The organism is Pseudomonas sp. S3_G06 (assembly GCF_054667565.1).
Window position 1 is genome coordinate 2,589,610 of record NZ_CP162738.1, and the last position, 13,319, is coordinate 2,602,928.

The following is a 13,319-nucleotide window of genomic DNA, read 5'->3' on the forward strand; positions in this document are numbered from 1 at the left end:
TTGCAGAGGCAACATCGGACTCCAGCAAGCGAAAACGCAGCGTTTTCCGAGTAGCCCAAGCCTGAGAACAGGACTTATATGTACGTATACGACGAGTACGATCAGCGGATCATCGAGGACCGCGTCAAGCAGTTCCGTGATCAGACCCGACGCTATCTGGCAGGTGAGCTGAGCGAAGAAGAATTCCGCCCCCTGCGCCTGCAAAATGGCCTGTACATCCAGCGTTTCGCGCCGATGTTGCGCGTGGCGGTGCCTTACGGCCAGCTGACTTCGCGTCAGGTGCGCATGATGGCCAAAATCGCCCGCGACTACGACAAGGGCTATGCCCACATCAGTACGCGGCAGAACGTGCAGTTCAACTGGCCTGCGGTGGAAGACATCCCGGACATCCTCGCTGAGCTCGCGACGGTGCAGATGCACGCCATCCAGACCAGCGGCAACTGCCTGCGCAACGTCACCACCGACCAGTTCGCCGGTGTCGCTGCCGATGAAGTGATCGACCCGCGTCCATGGTGCGAGATCGTCCGCCAGTGGACCACGTTCCACCCGGAATTCGCCTACCTGCCGCGCAAATTCAAGATCGCCGTCAACGGCTCGACCAGCGACCGTGCTGCCATTGAAGTCCACGACATCGGCCTGGAACCTGTCTACAACGCTGCTGGCGAGCTGGGTTTCCGCGTGCTGGTTGGCGGCGGCCTCGGGCGTACTCCGGTGGTGGGCGCATTCATCAATGAATTCCTGCCTTGGCAAGACCTGCTGAGCTATCTCGACGCCATCCTGCGTGTGTACAACCGCTACGGCCGTCGCGACAACAAATACAAGGCCCGGATCAAGATCCTCGTCAAGGCGCTCACGCCTGAAGTGTTCGCGCAGAAAGTCGATGCGGAAATGGAGCACCTGCGCGGTGGCCAGACCACGCTGACCGAAGCCGAACTGCATCGCGTCGCCAAGCATTTCGTCGACCCGGACTACAAAACCCTCGACAACCAGACTACGCAACTGGCCGATCTGGACCAAGAGCATCCCGGTTTCGCCCGCTGGCGCAGCCGCAACACCCTGGCGCACAAGAAACCCGGCTATGTGGCTGTGACGCTGTCGCTGAAGCCGACCGGTGTTGCCCCGGGCGACATTACCGACAAGCAGCTTGATGCCGTCGCCGATCTGGCCGAGCGCTACAGCTTCGGTCAACTGCGCACCTCCCACGAGCAGAACATCATTCTTGCCGATGTCGAGCAGAGCCAGTTGTTCACCCTGTGGGGCGAGTTGCGTGAAGGCGGTTTTGCCACGCCAAACATCGGCCTGCTGACCGACATCATCTGCTGCCCGGGCGGTGACTTCTGCTCGCTGGCCAACGCCAAGTCGATTCCGATTGCCGAATCGATCCAGCGTCGCTTCGATGATCTGGACTACCTGTTCGACATCGGCGAGCTGGACCTGAACATCTCCGGCTGCATGAACGCCTGTGGTCACCACCACGTTGGCCACATCGGCATTCTCGGCGTGGACAAGAAAGGCGAAGAGTTCTACCAAGTCTCCCTCGGCGGCAGCGCCAGCCGTGATGCGAGCCTGGGCAAGATCCTCGGCCCGTCCTTCGCACAGGAAGCCATGCCTGACGTGATCTCCAAGCTGATCGACGTGTACGTTGAACAACGCACCGAAGACGAGCGCTTCATCGACACTTATCAGCGTATTGGCATCGACCTCTTCAAGGAACGCGTCTATGCAGCGAATCATTAAGAACAACGAAGTCGTCGACGAAACCTGGCACCTGTTGCCGAAGGATTTCAATATCGATGAAATCAGCAACTGCGACGATCTGATCGTGCCGCTGCAGCTCTGGCGCGAACACAGCCGCATGCTCCTGGCCCGCGACGGTGGTCTGGGTGTGTGGCTGGATGCTGATGAAGAGGCCGAGGAAATCGGTGACGACGTCGCCAAGTTTCAGGTGATCGCCTTGAACTTCCCGGCGTTTACCGACGGCCGTAACTACTCCAATGCCCGCCTACTGCGTGACCGTTATGGTTTCAAAGGCGAGCTGCGTGCGATTGGCGATGTACTGCGGGACCAATTGTTCTACATGCATCGCTGCGGTTTCGACGCCTTTGCCATTCGCGCGGACAAAGACCCGTACGAAGCACTGGAAGGCCTCAAGGACTTCTCGGTGACCTACCAGGCTGCCGCTGACGAACCACTGCCGCTGTTCCGTCGGCGCTAAGCCAGCGGGTTTATTGCGGACACAAAAACGCCGGTCATTGACCGGCGTTATTTTATGCCTGGTGTTTACCAGAAGCGTTGCTGAGTGAGGCGACTCCACCAGCTCAACAGCACGCGGTCTACCGAACCGCTGGCGGCCATGCCGATGCGTTCCTGCAGGCTTTTGCGCTCGGCGTAGTGCAGGTGATAGACCTCGGCCTGTCTGGCCTTCTGTGCCAGGTATTCATCGCTGGTCTTCAGTTCGTCCACCAGTTGGTTTTCCAGCGCAGCGATACCGAGCCACACCTCACCGGTAGCCACCTCATCGATCGCCAGTTGCGGGCGATAACGGGCCACGAAGTTTTTGAACAAGCGATGGGTAATGTCGAGGTCTTCCTGAAACTTCTCGCGGCCCTTTTCGGTGTTTTCGCCAAACACGGTCAGGGTGCGTTTGTACTCACCGGCGGTCAGCACTTCGAAATCGATATCGTGCTTCTTCAAAAGGCGATTGACGTTGGGCAATTGCGCGACCACGCCGATCGAACCGAGGATGGCGAACGGAGCGCTGATGATCTTGTCGCCGATGCACGCCATCATGTAACCGCCGCTGGCCGCGACCTTGTCGATGCACACGGTCAGTGGCACCCCAGCGTCGCGAATGCGCGCCAATTGTGACGACGCCAGACCGTAGCTGTGCACCATTCCGCCGCCACTTTCCAGACGCAGAACCACTTCGTCTTTCGGCGTGGCCAGGGTCAGCAGCGCGGTGATCTCGTGGCGCAAGCTCTCGGTGGCGGAAGCCTTGATATCGCCATCGAAGTCGAGCACGAACACCCGGGATTTGGTCTCAGGCTTGTTCTTTTGCTTCTTCGCGCTTTTTTCCGTTTTCGCTTCGCCCTTGCGCAATGCCTTGAGCTGATCCTTGTCGAGCAGGGTCTGCTCCAGGCGTTCACGCAGGCCCTTGTAGAAATCGTTGAGCTTGCTGACCTGCAACTGGCCCGACGATTTGCGCCGGCCCTTGCTGCGCAATGCAGCAAAACTGGCAAGCACCACCAGAATGGCGATCACCAGCGTGACGGTCTTGGCCAGGAAGCTGGCGTATTCGGTGAAAAAATCCACAGAGACTCCTCAAAGCAATGCGTGACGGTGTATTACACGCGGAATGGCTCCAGCATACCCATGCGCCGGCTCGTCGGCCAGCCGTGAAACCTCTGGCAACACGCCTGTAACGGGCATTTCAAACAAGCGTATGTTTTTTCATTGACAGCCTTACGCCATCCTCATAACCTCGCCTGACCTTCAACGTACCGGGACGACGCGGACGTGGGCAGCATCTACTTGATACGACATGGCCAGGCCTCCTTTGGTGCAGACGATTACGACGTGCTGTCGCCGACCGGTGTGCGTCAGGCAGAAATTCTCGGCCAGCACCTCGCCGACCTCGGTATCAGCTTTGATCGTTGCCTTGCCGGTGACCTGCGTCGCCAACAGCACACCGCCACCAGTGCACTGGAGCAATTCAGCGCCAGAGGCCTGCCGGTTCCAGTCCTCGAAACCGATTCCGCCTTCAACGAATTCGATGCCGATGCGGTGATCCGCGCCCTGCTCCCGGCCATGCTGCCGCAAGAGCCGGAAGCCCTCGACATCCTGCGCAACGCCGCGCAGAACCGCGGTGAATTCCAGCGCATCTTTGCCCTGATCGTCGAGCGATGGCTTGCCGGCACCTACGACACACCCGGTCTGGAAAGCTGGCTGGGTTTCGTCGAACGGGTTCAGGCCGGTTTGCACCGCATCCTCGACCTGGCGGAAAAAAACCAGAAAATCGCCGTGTTTACCTCCGGCGGCACCATCACTGCCCTGCTCCACCTGATTACGCAAATGCCTGCCAGACAGGCCTTTGAATTGAACTGGCAAATCGTCAACACCTCGCTCAACCAATTGAAGTTTCGTGGTCGCGAGGTGGCTCTGGCTTCCTTCAACAGTCACGCACACCTGCAACTGCTGAAGGCCCCGGAACTCATCACTTTTCGCTGAGTCCGGCTTACTGTGACCCTGGCTGTAACCACCCAGCTCCCATGACCAAGAAAGGATCGAACCATGACCTCCGTAGCTGATGCCGTAAAAGCAATGCAAGCCAAGTTCAACCCAGCCGCCGCTGCCGGTCTGGACCTGGTCTTCGGTTTCAACATCACCGACGAAGACAAGCAATACGCACTGATCGTCAAAGACGGCACCTGCGACATCCAGGAAGGTGAAAACCCGGACGCCAACTGCACGCTGGTGCTGGACAGCCAGACCCTGAAAGACATCGTCAGCGGCGAAACCGACGGCATGCAGGCCTTCATGGGCGGCAAGCTGCGCGTTGAAGGCGACATGATGCTGTCGATGAAACTGTCCGAGCTGTTCCCTTCGTAAGAAGCTTCTTGGTAAAACACAAATCCCGCTTATTGGCGGGATTTGTCGTTTCAACCATTGAAGAAATGGCAACGTGAGTTAACGCTTGGCTGAAGCCGTCCCATCAAGCTCTTTTTTTACCTGAAGGTATGCCGCCTCTTCATCACTTTTTTCGATCAGATTCGAAGCCATCGAGCGGGGCAAGAGTTTCTTTTCTGTCACGTCCCAATCGATCGTAACGACCACGGTCTTGTTTGCAAACGTGATGAAAAGCCAATAGGAATCCACCGGCCTGTCAGGCTCGGCAAATGAACTATAGGCATACCGTATCTGGCGGTGCAGGTCCGGCGTATTCAGAATGAGGTCTTCGGTGTCCAACTTCGGAAACTGTCGCCCTACAGCGAATAACGCTTCTGTCAAGAGAACATCATTCTCAATATGTCGCAAACTTTCAGGCCTATTGCGCAGCATGGTCACTGGGCTCTCTTCAGGCGGAGTACCCATGAGACGCGGGCGATACATACCTGAACTGAACCACCGGCTGGCGTCGAAACGGTTTTCTTCCGGACTCCACGGGCCGTAATACATCATTACTTTGGCTGGCATCTGGGCTTCCTTGGCGTAAATAAATAGTCCTGCAAAGCTGACAGCAATCAACAAGACACATAAGACGTGACGTTTGCCTATAAACTTCAGGAGCGTCATAGCGGTTTATAGGCAAGCAGGTGTTTGGGTACGCCGTCCGGTGTATCACCTGATCGAACGTCACGATGTGCGCCTAAGGCATCCAGCGGAAATCCAATCTTCCGTTCATACAATGCTCGGCTGTCATCGTGCGCCAGCAAATTGCGCTCTTCTTCAGAGACTGTTGGCGCTGGCGCCTGCGGCGCCTGTTCATCAGGTAATTGCGCCGTTGGGTCTTTGAGGGTCTTGCGATGTTCGATCAGCTTTCGTTCATAAGCGGTTTTTCGACTCAAATAATTCCGCATCGCTCGCCCATCAGCTGCTTCTCTTTCACGAATTCCCGGCACAGATCCCCGTTCCGCGGCAGTACCATAAGTCGTGTCGTAGTTGCTGCGTCTTGGAAATGCCCACACGGTGGTCCGGGTCGCATTAGCAAGAATCTGCGCCAGGCTGCGCTCGTAATAAGGATCTTCTGTTTCATTGACCTTGAAGTCGGCATCGATACCCAAACCTGTGCGACAAGCGTAGGAGTGAATTTTCGCATCATAGGCAAACGCTTCGGGTTTGGACATATTCGCCTGTGCATCACGCAGACGATAGCTATCGTTTTTATCCAGCTCGTAGCCCAACTCGATACTGCCCACCACACCATGGGAAAAAAAGTCGAGCTGTTTGATCTCGCGCCCGCGGCGTTGCCGAGCTGCGATGAAATCCACAAGACCGGATATCGAGTCCATCTCCCGGTACTGTGCTCCGTGCTGATTTTCGACAACGTCCTTCAAAGCCGCCAGCAAGTTCTCTGGATAGTCATTTTTGAAAATCAGAAATACACACTGGATTGTGAAGTTTGGAGTGCCGGTTGGATACTTTGTGAGTTGGCGGATACCCTGATTGATAAAGCGCATCTTGTTGCCCTTCTGGCCACGAACCTTTTCATAAAGGGACATGTAAGACGCACCCACAACCGTTACGTAATCCTGTGCCAGCGTACCTTTCACTTGGGTCGTTGTATGTCGATCGCTTGTTCGAGCTTGATTCTTTTTGGGGGCTGCCACCTGCCACCTCCCTTAGTAATCTAGGCCGAGCGCGTCGAGATGGGCGGCGGCTTCCTTACCCCACTGCACAACTATCGAAGTCGGGTTGGCCGTAAACACTCGCGCGGCGTTACCATGACTGTCGGTATGGCCTACGAGACGCTGACCGTCACCCGTTTCGATGCAATAAAGCATGTCGGGAATAGCTTCGCCGGTGGTCTCATCAACCAGTTGGAAGCGCTCGCTGTGTTTAGGAACAGTGATAATCGGGGAGAAAGGTGCGGAACCGACCTGGGTGCCGACAAAAACGTCGCCAGAGCCCGTGATTATCATGCCTCCGTGGGCCGTCGCACTGCCCAAGAAAGCAATAGGCTTGCCATTGATCAAAATATTGCTGATGCCTTCGGTGACAGTGTCTCCGCACGCTGGTGTCTCCGACACGCAAAACTGGCATTCCATTGATGTTTACATCACCGGAACCGCTGTTACCGGGATTGGTGCCATGGCCTGTGATCGGGCATGCATTAAGATCGCTGAGTCGAGCGGCAGGCTTTGCCATCTTTAACTTCCTTGTAGTAAGCGTGGGCGCGAAATGTACCGGATCTTTATATTGGTTGAAAGCCTGAATCCAGACGTAGAATGCGAGCCGCCGCGAATGTAGCTGGCAGCGACTCATCGGCCCTTGATCGCTCCCGGAACCTGGAAATTGTCGTCTCGGATTCGCAGGCCCACACAAATACGATCAACCCTCCTGCAACAACCGCGTATCCAGCCCAAACCGCTCTTGCGAAACCATCCTGAACTGACCCTCCGCCAGATCGCAACTCACCAGCAAATTCCACGAGTGTCGGGTGGCCACCGACGGCACTAGAACAAATGGATGTTCAGCCAACAGTGCATCGGCAAACTTTCGCTGGTTGGGTGAGGTTTTGATCGGGGTGAGCCAATGCGGATTAGGCACATCTTCCGGTTGCACGATTCTGACGCTGGCGTCGTGGGTGATTTCAAAACAGGTCAACACATAGGGTTCCTGATCAAGCGCATCGAAGCTGCCATGGGCGGCCACCTCCAGTATCGCCGTGGAGGGGTCGACCGACGCATAAACGACTCTGCGGCCTGGCGTATTCCAGCGGCCGCCGTCCCGTTTCGATCCAAGGCCGCTGTCCCAGGTCTCGCTGTACACCTCGCGATCCAGCCGCCAGGCGTACCAGCGATCATCCCAAGGCAAGGGGTTCATTGATAAACCCCGTATTTGATCTGGTTCAGATACTCCTCCACCATCCTGAAGCCCAGCGCATGTCCAACCAGATCGAGCGGCACATAACCGTAGAAGTAAGTAGCGCGTTGCTCCAGCCATGATTCGGCCTTGGCCTGACGCCCGAATACTTCGATGGCCAGTTCCAGCGCAGCGGCATATTGGTAGGCGATCACGCTCTGCGGCGTGTCCAGGCGCACCGACGCGCCTTCCTTGAGCAGGCGTCGAACGGTTCTCACAGATTTGCCGGTGATACGTTTGACCATCTCTCCCTGTTGGTACAGCTCGGAGGTTGCGATCATGTTAACCACATCAAGCAGCTCAAATCCTTCGCTTGTGCAGCGCAGGATGAGCATCGGATCGTCGCCGGTATCCTGCCCACGCAACAGCAACTCCAGAGGTTTGCCCTCGAGCTTCTTCAAGCCCGTGAGCCGGGGCACTTTTGCGCTCGGCATGGCAACGTCCTCCGAGGGACACCTGGCGCGATCGTCGCGCCAGTAATGGCGAGGCGAGTAAGCAGGCGTATGGCTTTCAATCAGTGGGATTCGCATAGTCCATCCTTTGTCCGGGTCCAGAGCGATCTGTGCGCTCGATGACTTCAATGTCAGGACTGATCCTATAGACCCGGCGTCCGACGACCAACCTGAAAAAGTCGTCAGAAATATCCCCAAATCTGATCAAAACGCTCCTGTTTCCGTAGGACTCAAACGCAATTTTCAGCGGTTCAATCCGTTGTTGCTTTCAGGTTGGGGAGAGAGCCTTTTGACTTACAATGCGCTCCACCTCCAGACACCGGCCCTGCCCCATGGACATCGACCTCGCTCGCACTTTCCTCGAAATCGTCCGTCACGGCAGTCTCGCCGCCGCTGCGCAGAAGCTGTTCGTCACGCAGACCGCCATCACCGCGCGGGTGCAGAAACTCGAAAGCCAGTTGGGCAGTACGCTGTTCGTGCGCAATCGCGCCGGGGCGAAGTTGACGGCCAATGGCGAAGCGTTCGTGATCTACGCCAATCAACTGGTGCAGACCTGGGAAGCCGCGCGCCGCGACTTGCCGCTGCCCGAGGGTTATCACAACGTTCTGCACATCGGTGGCGAGGTCAGCCTGTGCAACCCGTTGATGCTCAGTTGGGCGGCGGAACTGCGCGAGAAAATCCCCGGCCACGCACTGCGCATGGAAATCCGCGATGGCGAGAATCTGCTGCGTCAGCTCGAACTCGGTGTGCTCGATGCCGCGCTGGTTTATCAGCCGGAATACTGGCCGGGTCTGCAGGTCGAGCAAGTGCTGGAGGAAAAACTGATTCTGGTGCGCGCGCCCGAGCGTCCGGAGCCTTACGTCTACATCGACTGGGGCCCGGATTTCCGCCGTCAGCACGACGCCGCCCTGCCGGAAAAAGCCAAAGCCGCGCTGAGCTTCAACCTTGGCCCGCTGGCCTTGCAATACATCCTCGAACATGGCGGCAGCGGCTATTTCCGCACTCGGGTTGTGCGCACTTACCTGGAGACCGGCGCCCTGGAAGCCGTCACCAAAGCGCCGGAATTCGGTTATCCGACCTATCTGGTGTATTCCCGTGATCGCGACTCGGCCGTGCTGCAACAGGCCTTCGATCTGTTACGCGAAGTGATCCGCACCGATGACGACTGGTCGCAGCGCTGGAATCCGTTGAGCTGACGGACAGCCTCAGTCCAGAGCATGGCGCTTAAGGCCGCAAGGTTCGCCCTGCACAAGTCAGCGGATCGGCTAATCTGCCGGGTATAACAACAATACCCGCAGGTGAAACGCATTGAGGCAGACCACCGAGGCATTCCGCAGCCGCTACCGGGCGGCCATTCATCCTTTGTACAACCCATGGCTGCATGGCGCGTTCGTGCTGCTGTTCGGGATTTTCGCCGTCGCTGCGTTCTGGCACACGGTGCATTCGGTTAGCTGGCTGGAATGGCTGACGGTGCCGCTGAGCCTGTTGTTGTTCAACTTCGGCGTATACATGGTCCATCGCCATTTGGGCCATCACAAAAAAGCCTTCGCAAAGATGTTCTACGCGCGGCATGCCGGCGACCATCACAGCTTTTTCACCCCCGGTCACATGACCTACGACAGCGCGCGGGACTGGCGGGTGATTCTGTTTCCAGCCTGGCTGATCGTCATTCATACGCTGGTGATCACCCTGCCCCTGTGGTGGCTGCTCGCGCAGGTCAACGCCAATGTCGCTGGGCTTTTCGCCGGATGCATGGTGCTCGGTTATCTGCTCTATGAGGTGTTCCATGCCTGTGAACATCTGCCGCCGCAGAATCCGTTGACTCGTTTGCCGTGGATCCGCCAGATGCGCCGTCTGCACGAACTGCATCACCGCCGCGAGCGCATGCAGGAGCGTAATTTCAACATCGTTCTGCCCTTGATGGACTACCTGTTCGGCACGCTGTACCGCGAGCCGGAACCCGCCCCTTTGAGTGATTCGCAAATGCCCATGACGCGCATGCAGCACCAGATCGATATCGCCGGCGAGCCGGTCGCTGTGCTGGCCTATGCCGCCAGCGTCAGTCACTGGCCGGACTGGCATCCCTCCTCATTGAAGATTGACGGTCCGCACGGTCCACTGCATGCCGGTGCGCGTTTCGAAGAGGACATCCATGCCGGCGGACGTGCCGGTCACTTGCGCTGGGAAGTCACTGAATACCTGCCGGGCCGGCGCTGGTGCGCACGCGCGCAAAGTGATCAGGGCCTGTCCCTGCGTTTGACTTACGAGTCCTCAGCGGTGACTGGCGGCACGTGTTTCGTGCGCACGCTGGAATATCGCTTCGACGGCTTGCTGATGCGTCTCGCCAATCGCCTGCTGCTCAGGCGGCGCATCGAACGCGAATCTGCCGCCTCGCTGCTTGCGTTGCGCGACACGGCTGCGCAGTTTATTGGCGCGGCGAGGGCCAGCGCGTGAAATTACGTTATGTGCTGTGCCTGCTCATCGCGCTGGTCATCGCCTTCTTGTTGTTGCTGCCAACCAAAGTCGAACCAGTGGCCTGGACACCGCCACCGGCGCCCTCGTTGAAAGACGGCATCTACGCGGACAACCAGCGCCTCAAAGCTGTGGCGAAGGTCGGGCCGAGCGACATCGAAGGACCCGAGGCGTTGTTGCTCGAAGACGACTTTCTCATCACCGGTTTGCATGACGGTCGATTGATCCGCAGCAGCCTCGACGGCACGCAGCGCAAGGTCCTGGCCGACACCGGTGGCCGTCCACTGGGCCTGGCCCGTCATCCGAACGGCATGCTGGTGATCGCGGATGCGGTCAAGGGCTTGCTGTCGCTGGATGCACAGGGCCGCGTGATCCCCTTGACCACCGAGGCCAACGGCGTGCCATTTGGATTTACCGATGATGTGGCGGTCGACAAGTCAGGCCACTACGCCTACTTCAGCGATGCCTCGAGCCGCTGGGGCTATGGCCATGACGGTGAGGCGATCATCGAGCACGGCGCCGACGGCCGTTTGCTGCGTTACGACTTTCAGAGCGGCAAGACCAGCGTCTTGCTCGACAAGTTGCAGTTCGCCAACGGCGTCACCCTTGGCCCCGACGAAGCCTATGTGCTGGTCAATGAAACCGGTGCTTATCGCATCAGCCGCTACTGGCTGAGCGGGCCGAAGGCCGGTACCCATGATGTGTTCATCGACAACTTGCCGGGGCTTCCGGACAACCTCTCGTTCAATGGCAGCAATCGCTTTTGGGTAGCGTTGTACGCGCCGCGCAACGCGTTACTCGATGGCACCGCGCAGCACCCGTTCGTACGCAAGATGATCGTGCGGGCGTTGACGGTTTTGCCCAAGCCTGTCGAAAAGCGTGGGTTTGTGCTGGGACTGGATCTGGACGGCAAGGTGATTGCCAATCTGCAGGACGCGAGCGATGGCAATTATTCGCCGATTACCACGGTGCGCGAATATGGGCAGTGGTTGTATTTCGGCTCGTTGAAGGCGAGGCATATGGGGCGGATGGGGCTGGATGCGGCGCTTAAGTGAGCCAGCGGGATTTGTATGTAATGGACTGACGCCTTCGCGAGCAGGCTCGCTCCCACAGGGGAAACGAATTCCAAAGTGGGAGCGAGCCTGCTCGCGAAGGCGGTCTGTCAGTTGCCGGACCGGTCGAACTTCTCCGGATCTTCATCCGCCGGCAGTTCTTTCACGGTTTTTTCCGGATGCGCTGTGGTATGCGCCGGGCTGTTGGGCTCAGGGCGGGTCGGAATCGGGTCGAAGCCGCCCTGCTCTTCACTGGGGAATTTCGGATCGTTCATGAGGCACCTCGCAACGAGTCGATGGTTTGCAGACTCTGCACATTGGAGGTGCCATTGGCCGTAGCCGTTCCCTTCAGAAAATGACCACGGGTCGGGGGACTACTGTCCCGTCAGCGGCTGCCCGGCGAGTTGAGCAACGATCTGTTCCTTGACGATCACGCGCTTCTCTTTGAGCTTTTTCAATTCGTCGTCAGTGGGGGCGTCTGACTGGGCGTTCTCGGCTTCGACCACGGCTTTATCCACGTCGAAATACTTGTTGAGCAGCGAATCCAGCTTCGGATCCTCGGAGCGTTTTTGCTCGATCTCTTCCTTCTTGCAGCCCAGGTCCTGATACAGATCATGTGAAACCGGCATGAAACACCTCCATCAAATTGATCGACAACCAGCGCGACCGATGCGCTGACTCGTTATCAGCATGGCCTTGCGCAATGGCTTCTGTCGACACCCTGTCAGACCAGCGGTTGCCGTTCGTCGCCCTGTCGTAAATGCGATAAAACCTTTGGCGTTTGCGTCCGCTCCATTGGATAACGCTCACAAAAACCTGCGTGGAGATACCCAATGGACGGATTCAACCTGCGTCATCTCGCTCTGGCTGTTGCACTGTCTGCCGGCATGGGCAACGCCTTTGCCGCGACCGACAATGACTTTGTCGATAACGCCGCCGCCGGTGGCATCGCTGAAATCGAAACCAGCCGCTTGGCTCTGGAAAAAAGCCAGTCCGCTGACATCAAAGCCTTTGCCAATCAGATGATCACGGATCACAGCAAGGCCAACGATGAGCTGGCAGCAATTGCCAAGGCCAACGACATCGAAGTCCCGGACACCACCACCCTGGTCAAACAGGCCAAGGAAAAGATTCTCGACATGCGCGATGAATCCTTCGATGCGGCCTACGCCAACAACCAGGTCAAGGCTCACGAAGAAACCATCGAGCTGTTCAAGAAACAGGCGAACACCGTGACCGATGACAAGGCCAAAGGCGCCACTGAACTGAAAGCGTTCGCGCAGAAGATGCTGCCAGCGCTGGAAAAACACCTGGCCCACGCCAAAGAGCTGCAAGCCAAACATCCGAGCAAGTAACCGCCCGGCAATAAAAAGGCCGCATCCTTCGATGCGGCCTTTTTGCGTTTCAGCGATCAACCGCCATCGGTGTCGATATCGGCGTCGGTGCTTTCGCCCGGTTCAGGACGGTCCGGGTCAGGCTTGAAGCCGGGGCTGAAATCGTTGCTGTTGTCATTGTGATGCTGCTTCTGATCGACCTCGGCAGCCGCGCTGTCAGCCTGTCCTTGTTCAGCCGGCGCGGGGGTATTTTGTCCCGGTGCCTGCGGGTCGATGGCCGGGTCGTTGCGGTTAATTGACTCTGAGGACTGATTTTGCTGTTGCGGCGCTTGCTCGTTCATATCCACCTCATTCATAGTCCTGCCTCCTTCTTCCAGCACGACTGGAAAACGTCGGGCATGCAGATTCGAAGCCTGACGCCGTAGATT

The 13,319-nt window shown here is 57.7% G+C and carries 17 protein-coding genes; 8 read left to right on the top strand and 9 right to left on the bottom strand.

The window, feature by feature from the left end; translation table 11 throughout:
• Nucleotides 1-78 precede the first annotated feature (78 nt).
• Together AB4N47_RS11515 and AB4N47_RS11520 are read left to right on the top strand one after the other, a co-directional pair.
• Nucleotides 79-1,737: a nitrite/sulfite reductase gene (locus AB4N47_RS11515; protein WP_122601782.1), complete on the top strand. Its 1,659-nt coding sequence runs from the start codon at nucleotides 79-81 to the stop codon at nucleotides 1,735-1,737.
• Complete coding sequence (locus AB4N47_RS11520) at nucleotides 1,721-2,215, top strand: DUF934 domain-containing protein (protein WP_122507084.1); 495 nt, start codon at nucleotides 1,721-1,723, stop codon at nucleotides 2,213-2,215. Before AB4N47_RS11515 ends, AB4N47_RS11520 begins: the two co-directional genes overlap by 17 nt.
• A 65-nt stretch (nucleotides 2,216-2,280) precedes the next feature.
• Here the strand turns inward: AB4N47_RS11520 and sohB are convergent, their stop codons facing one another.
• Nucleotides 2,281-3,312, bottom strand: a complete 1,032-nt coding sequence (sohB, locus tag AB4N47_RS11525; RefSeq protein WP_341637687.1) for a protease SohB — start codon at nucleotides 3,310-3,312, stop codon at nucleotides 2,281-2,283.
• Nucleotides 3,313-3,516: 204 nt separating this feature from the next.
• Between sohB and AB4N47_RS11530 the strand changes: the two genes are divergently transcribed.
• Nucleotides 3,517-4,227 (top strand): histidine phosphatase family protein, encoded by a 711-nt coding sequence (locus AB4N47_RS11530; RefSeq protein WP_341637688.1) that lies wholly within the window; start codon nucleotides 3,517-3,519, stop codon nucleotides 4,225-4,227.
• A gap of 63 nt (nucleotides 4,228-4,290) precedes the next feature.
• Nucleotides 4,291-4,608: an SCP2 sterol-binding domain-containing protein gene (locus AB4N47_RS11535; RefSeq protein ID WP_016774477.1), complete on the top strand. Its 318-nt coding sequence runs from the start codon at nucleotides 4,291-4,293 to the stop codon at nucleotides 4,606-4,608.
• Nucleotides 4,609-4,686: 78 nt separating this feature from the next.
• Here AB4N47_RS11535 and AB4N47_RS11540 read toward each other — a convergent pair whose 3' ends face one another.
• The 5 genes from AB4N47_RS11540 to AB4N47_RS11560 all read right to left on the bottom strand — a co-directional run bounded on the left by AB4N47_RS11540 (nucleotide 4,687) and on the right by AB4N47_RS11560 (nucleotide 8,015).
• Nucleotides 4,687-5,193: a hypothetical protein gene (locus AB4N47_RS11540; RefSeq protein ID WP_130929838.1), complete on the bottom strand. Its 507-nt coding sequence runs from the start codon at nucleotides 5,191-5,193 to the stop codon at nucleotides 4,687-4,689.
• 95 nt (nucleotides 5,194-5,288) lie between these two features.
• Nucleotides 5,289-6,326 (bottom strand): hypothetical protein, encoded by a 1,038-nt coding sequence (locus tag AB4N47_RS11545; protein ID WP_341637689.1) that lies wholly within the window; start codon nucleotides 6,324-6,326, stop codon nucleotides 5,289-5,291.
• 12 nt (nucleotides 6,327-6,338) lie between these two features.
• Nucleotides 6,339-6,764, bottom strand: a complete 426-nt coding sequence (locus AB4N47_RS11550; RefSeq protein WP_341637690.1) for a PAAR domain-containing protein — start codon at nucleotides 6,762-6,764, stop codon at nucleotides 6,339-6,341.
• Nucleotides 6,765-7,047: 283 nt separating this feature from the next.
• Nucleotides 7,048-7,542, bottom strand: a complete 495-nt coding sequence (locus AB4N47_RS11555) for an RES family NAD+ phosphorylase (RefSeq protein WP_016774476.1) — start codon at nucleotides 7,540-7,542, stop codon at nucleotides 7,048-7,050.
• On the bottom strand, nucleotides 7,539-8,015 hold the full coding sequence (locus AB4N47_RS11560) for an MbcA/ParS/Xre antitoxin family protein (protein WP_024012725.1): 477 nt from the start codon (nucleotides 8,013-8,015) through the stop codon (nucleotides 7,539-7,541). Before AB4N47_RS11560 ends, AB4N47_RS11555 begins: the two co-directional genes overlap by 4 nt.
• Before the next feature lie 350 nt (nucleotides 8,016-8,365).
• Here AB4N47_RS11560 and AB4N47_RS11565 point away from each other — a divergent pair, with 350 nt between their 5' ends.
• The 3 genes from AB4N47_RS11565 to AB4N47_RS11575 all read left to right on the top strand — a co-directional run bounded on the left by AB4N47_RS11565 (nucleotide 8,366) and on the right by AB4N47_RS11575 (nucleotide 11,560).
• Nucleotides 8,366-9,229 (top strand): LysR family transcriptional regulator, encoded by an 864-nt coding sequence (locus tag AB4N47_RS11565; protein WP_024012724.1) that lies wholly within the window; start codon nucleotides 8,366-8,368, stop codon nucleotides 9,227-9,229.
• A gap of 112 nt (nucleotides 9,230-9,341) precedes the next feature.
• Complete coding sequence (locus AB4N47_RS11570) at nucleotides 9,342-10,487, top strand: sterol desaturase/SRPBCC family protein (protein WP_341637691.1); 1,146 nt, start codon at nucleotides 9,342-9,344, stop codon at nucleotides 10,485-10,487.
• Nucleotides 10,484-11,560 (top strand): SMP-30/gluconolactonase/LRE family protein, encoded by a 1,077-nt coding sequence (locus tag AB4N47_RS11575; RefSeq protein WP_341637692.1) that lies wholly within the window; start codon nucleotides 10,484-10,486, stop codon nucleotides 11,558-11,560. Before AB4N47_RS11570 ends, AB4N47_RS11575 begins: the two co-directional genes overlap by 4 nt.
• A gap of 107 nt (nucleotides 11,561-11,667) precedes the next feature.
• Here the strand turns inward: AB4N47_RS11575 and AB4N47_RS11580 are convergent, their stop codons facing one another.
• Together AB4N47_RS11580 and AB4N47_RS11585 are read right to left on the bottom strand one after the other, a co-directional pair.
• Complete coding sequence (locus AB4N47_RS11580; RefSeq protein ID WP_341637693.1) at nucleotides 11,668-11,832, bottom strand: hypothetical protein; 165 nt, start codon at nucleotides 11,830-11,832, stop codon at nucleotides 11,668-11,670.
• A gap of 99 nt (nucleotides 11,833-11,931) precedes the next feature.
• Nucleotides 11,932-12,186 (bottom strand): DUF465 domain-containing protein, encoded by a 255-nt coding sequence (locus AB4N47_RS11585; RefSeq protein ID WP_041478686.1) that lies wholly within the window; start codon nucleotides 12,184-12,186, stop codon nucleotides 11,932-11,934.
• A 204-nt stretch (nucleotides 12,187-12,390) separates the two neighbouring features.
• Between AB4N47_RS11585 and AB4N47_RS11590 the strand changes: the two genes are divergently transcribed.
• A complete protein-coding gene (locus tag AB4N47_RS11590; RefSeq protein ID WP_341637694.1) occupies nucleotides 12,391-12,912 on the top strand; it encodes a DUF4142 domain-containing protein in 522 nt (173 codons plus the stop codon).
• Nucleotides 12,913-12,968: 56 nt separating this feature from the next.
• Here the strand turns inward: AB4N47_RS11590 and AB4N47_RS11595 are convergent, their stop codons facing one another.
• A complete protein-coding gene (locus AB4N47_RS11595; RefSeq protein ID WP_341638016.1) occupies nucleotides 12,969-13,232 on the bottom strand; it encodes a hypothetical protein in 264 nt (87 codons plus the stop codon).
• Between the last annotated feature and the right edge of the window lie 87 nt (nucleotides 13,233-13,319).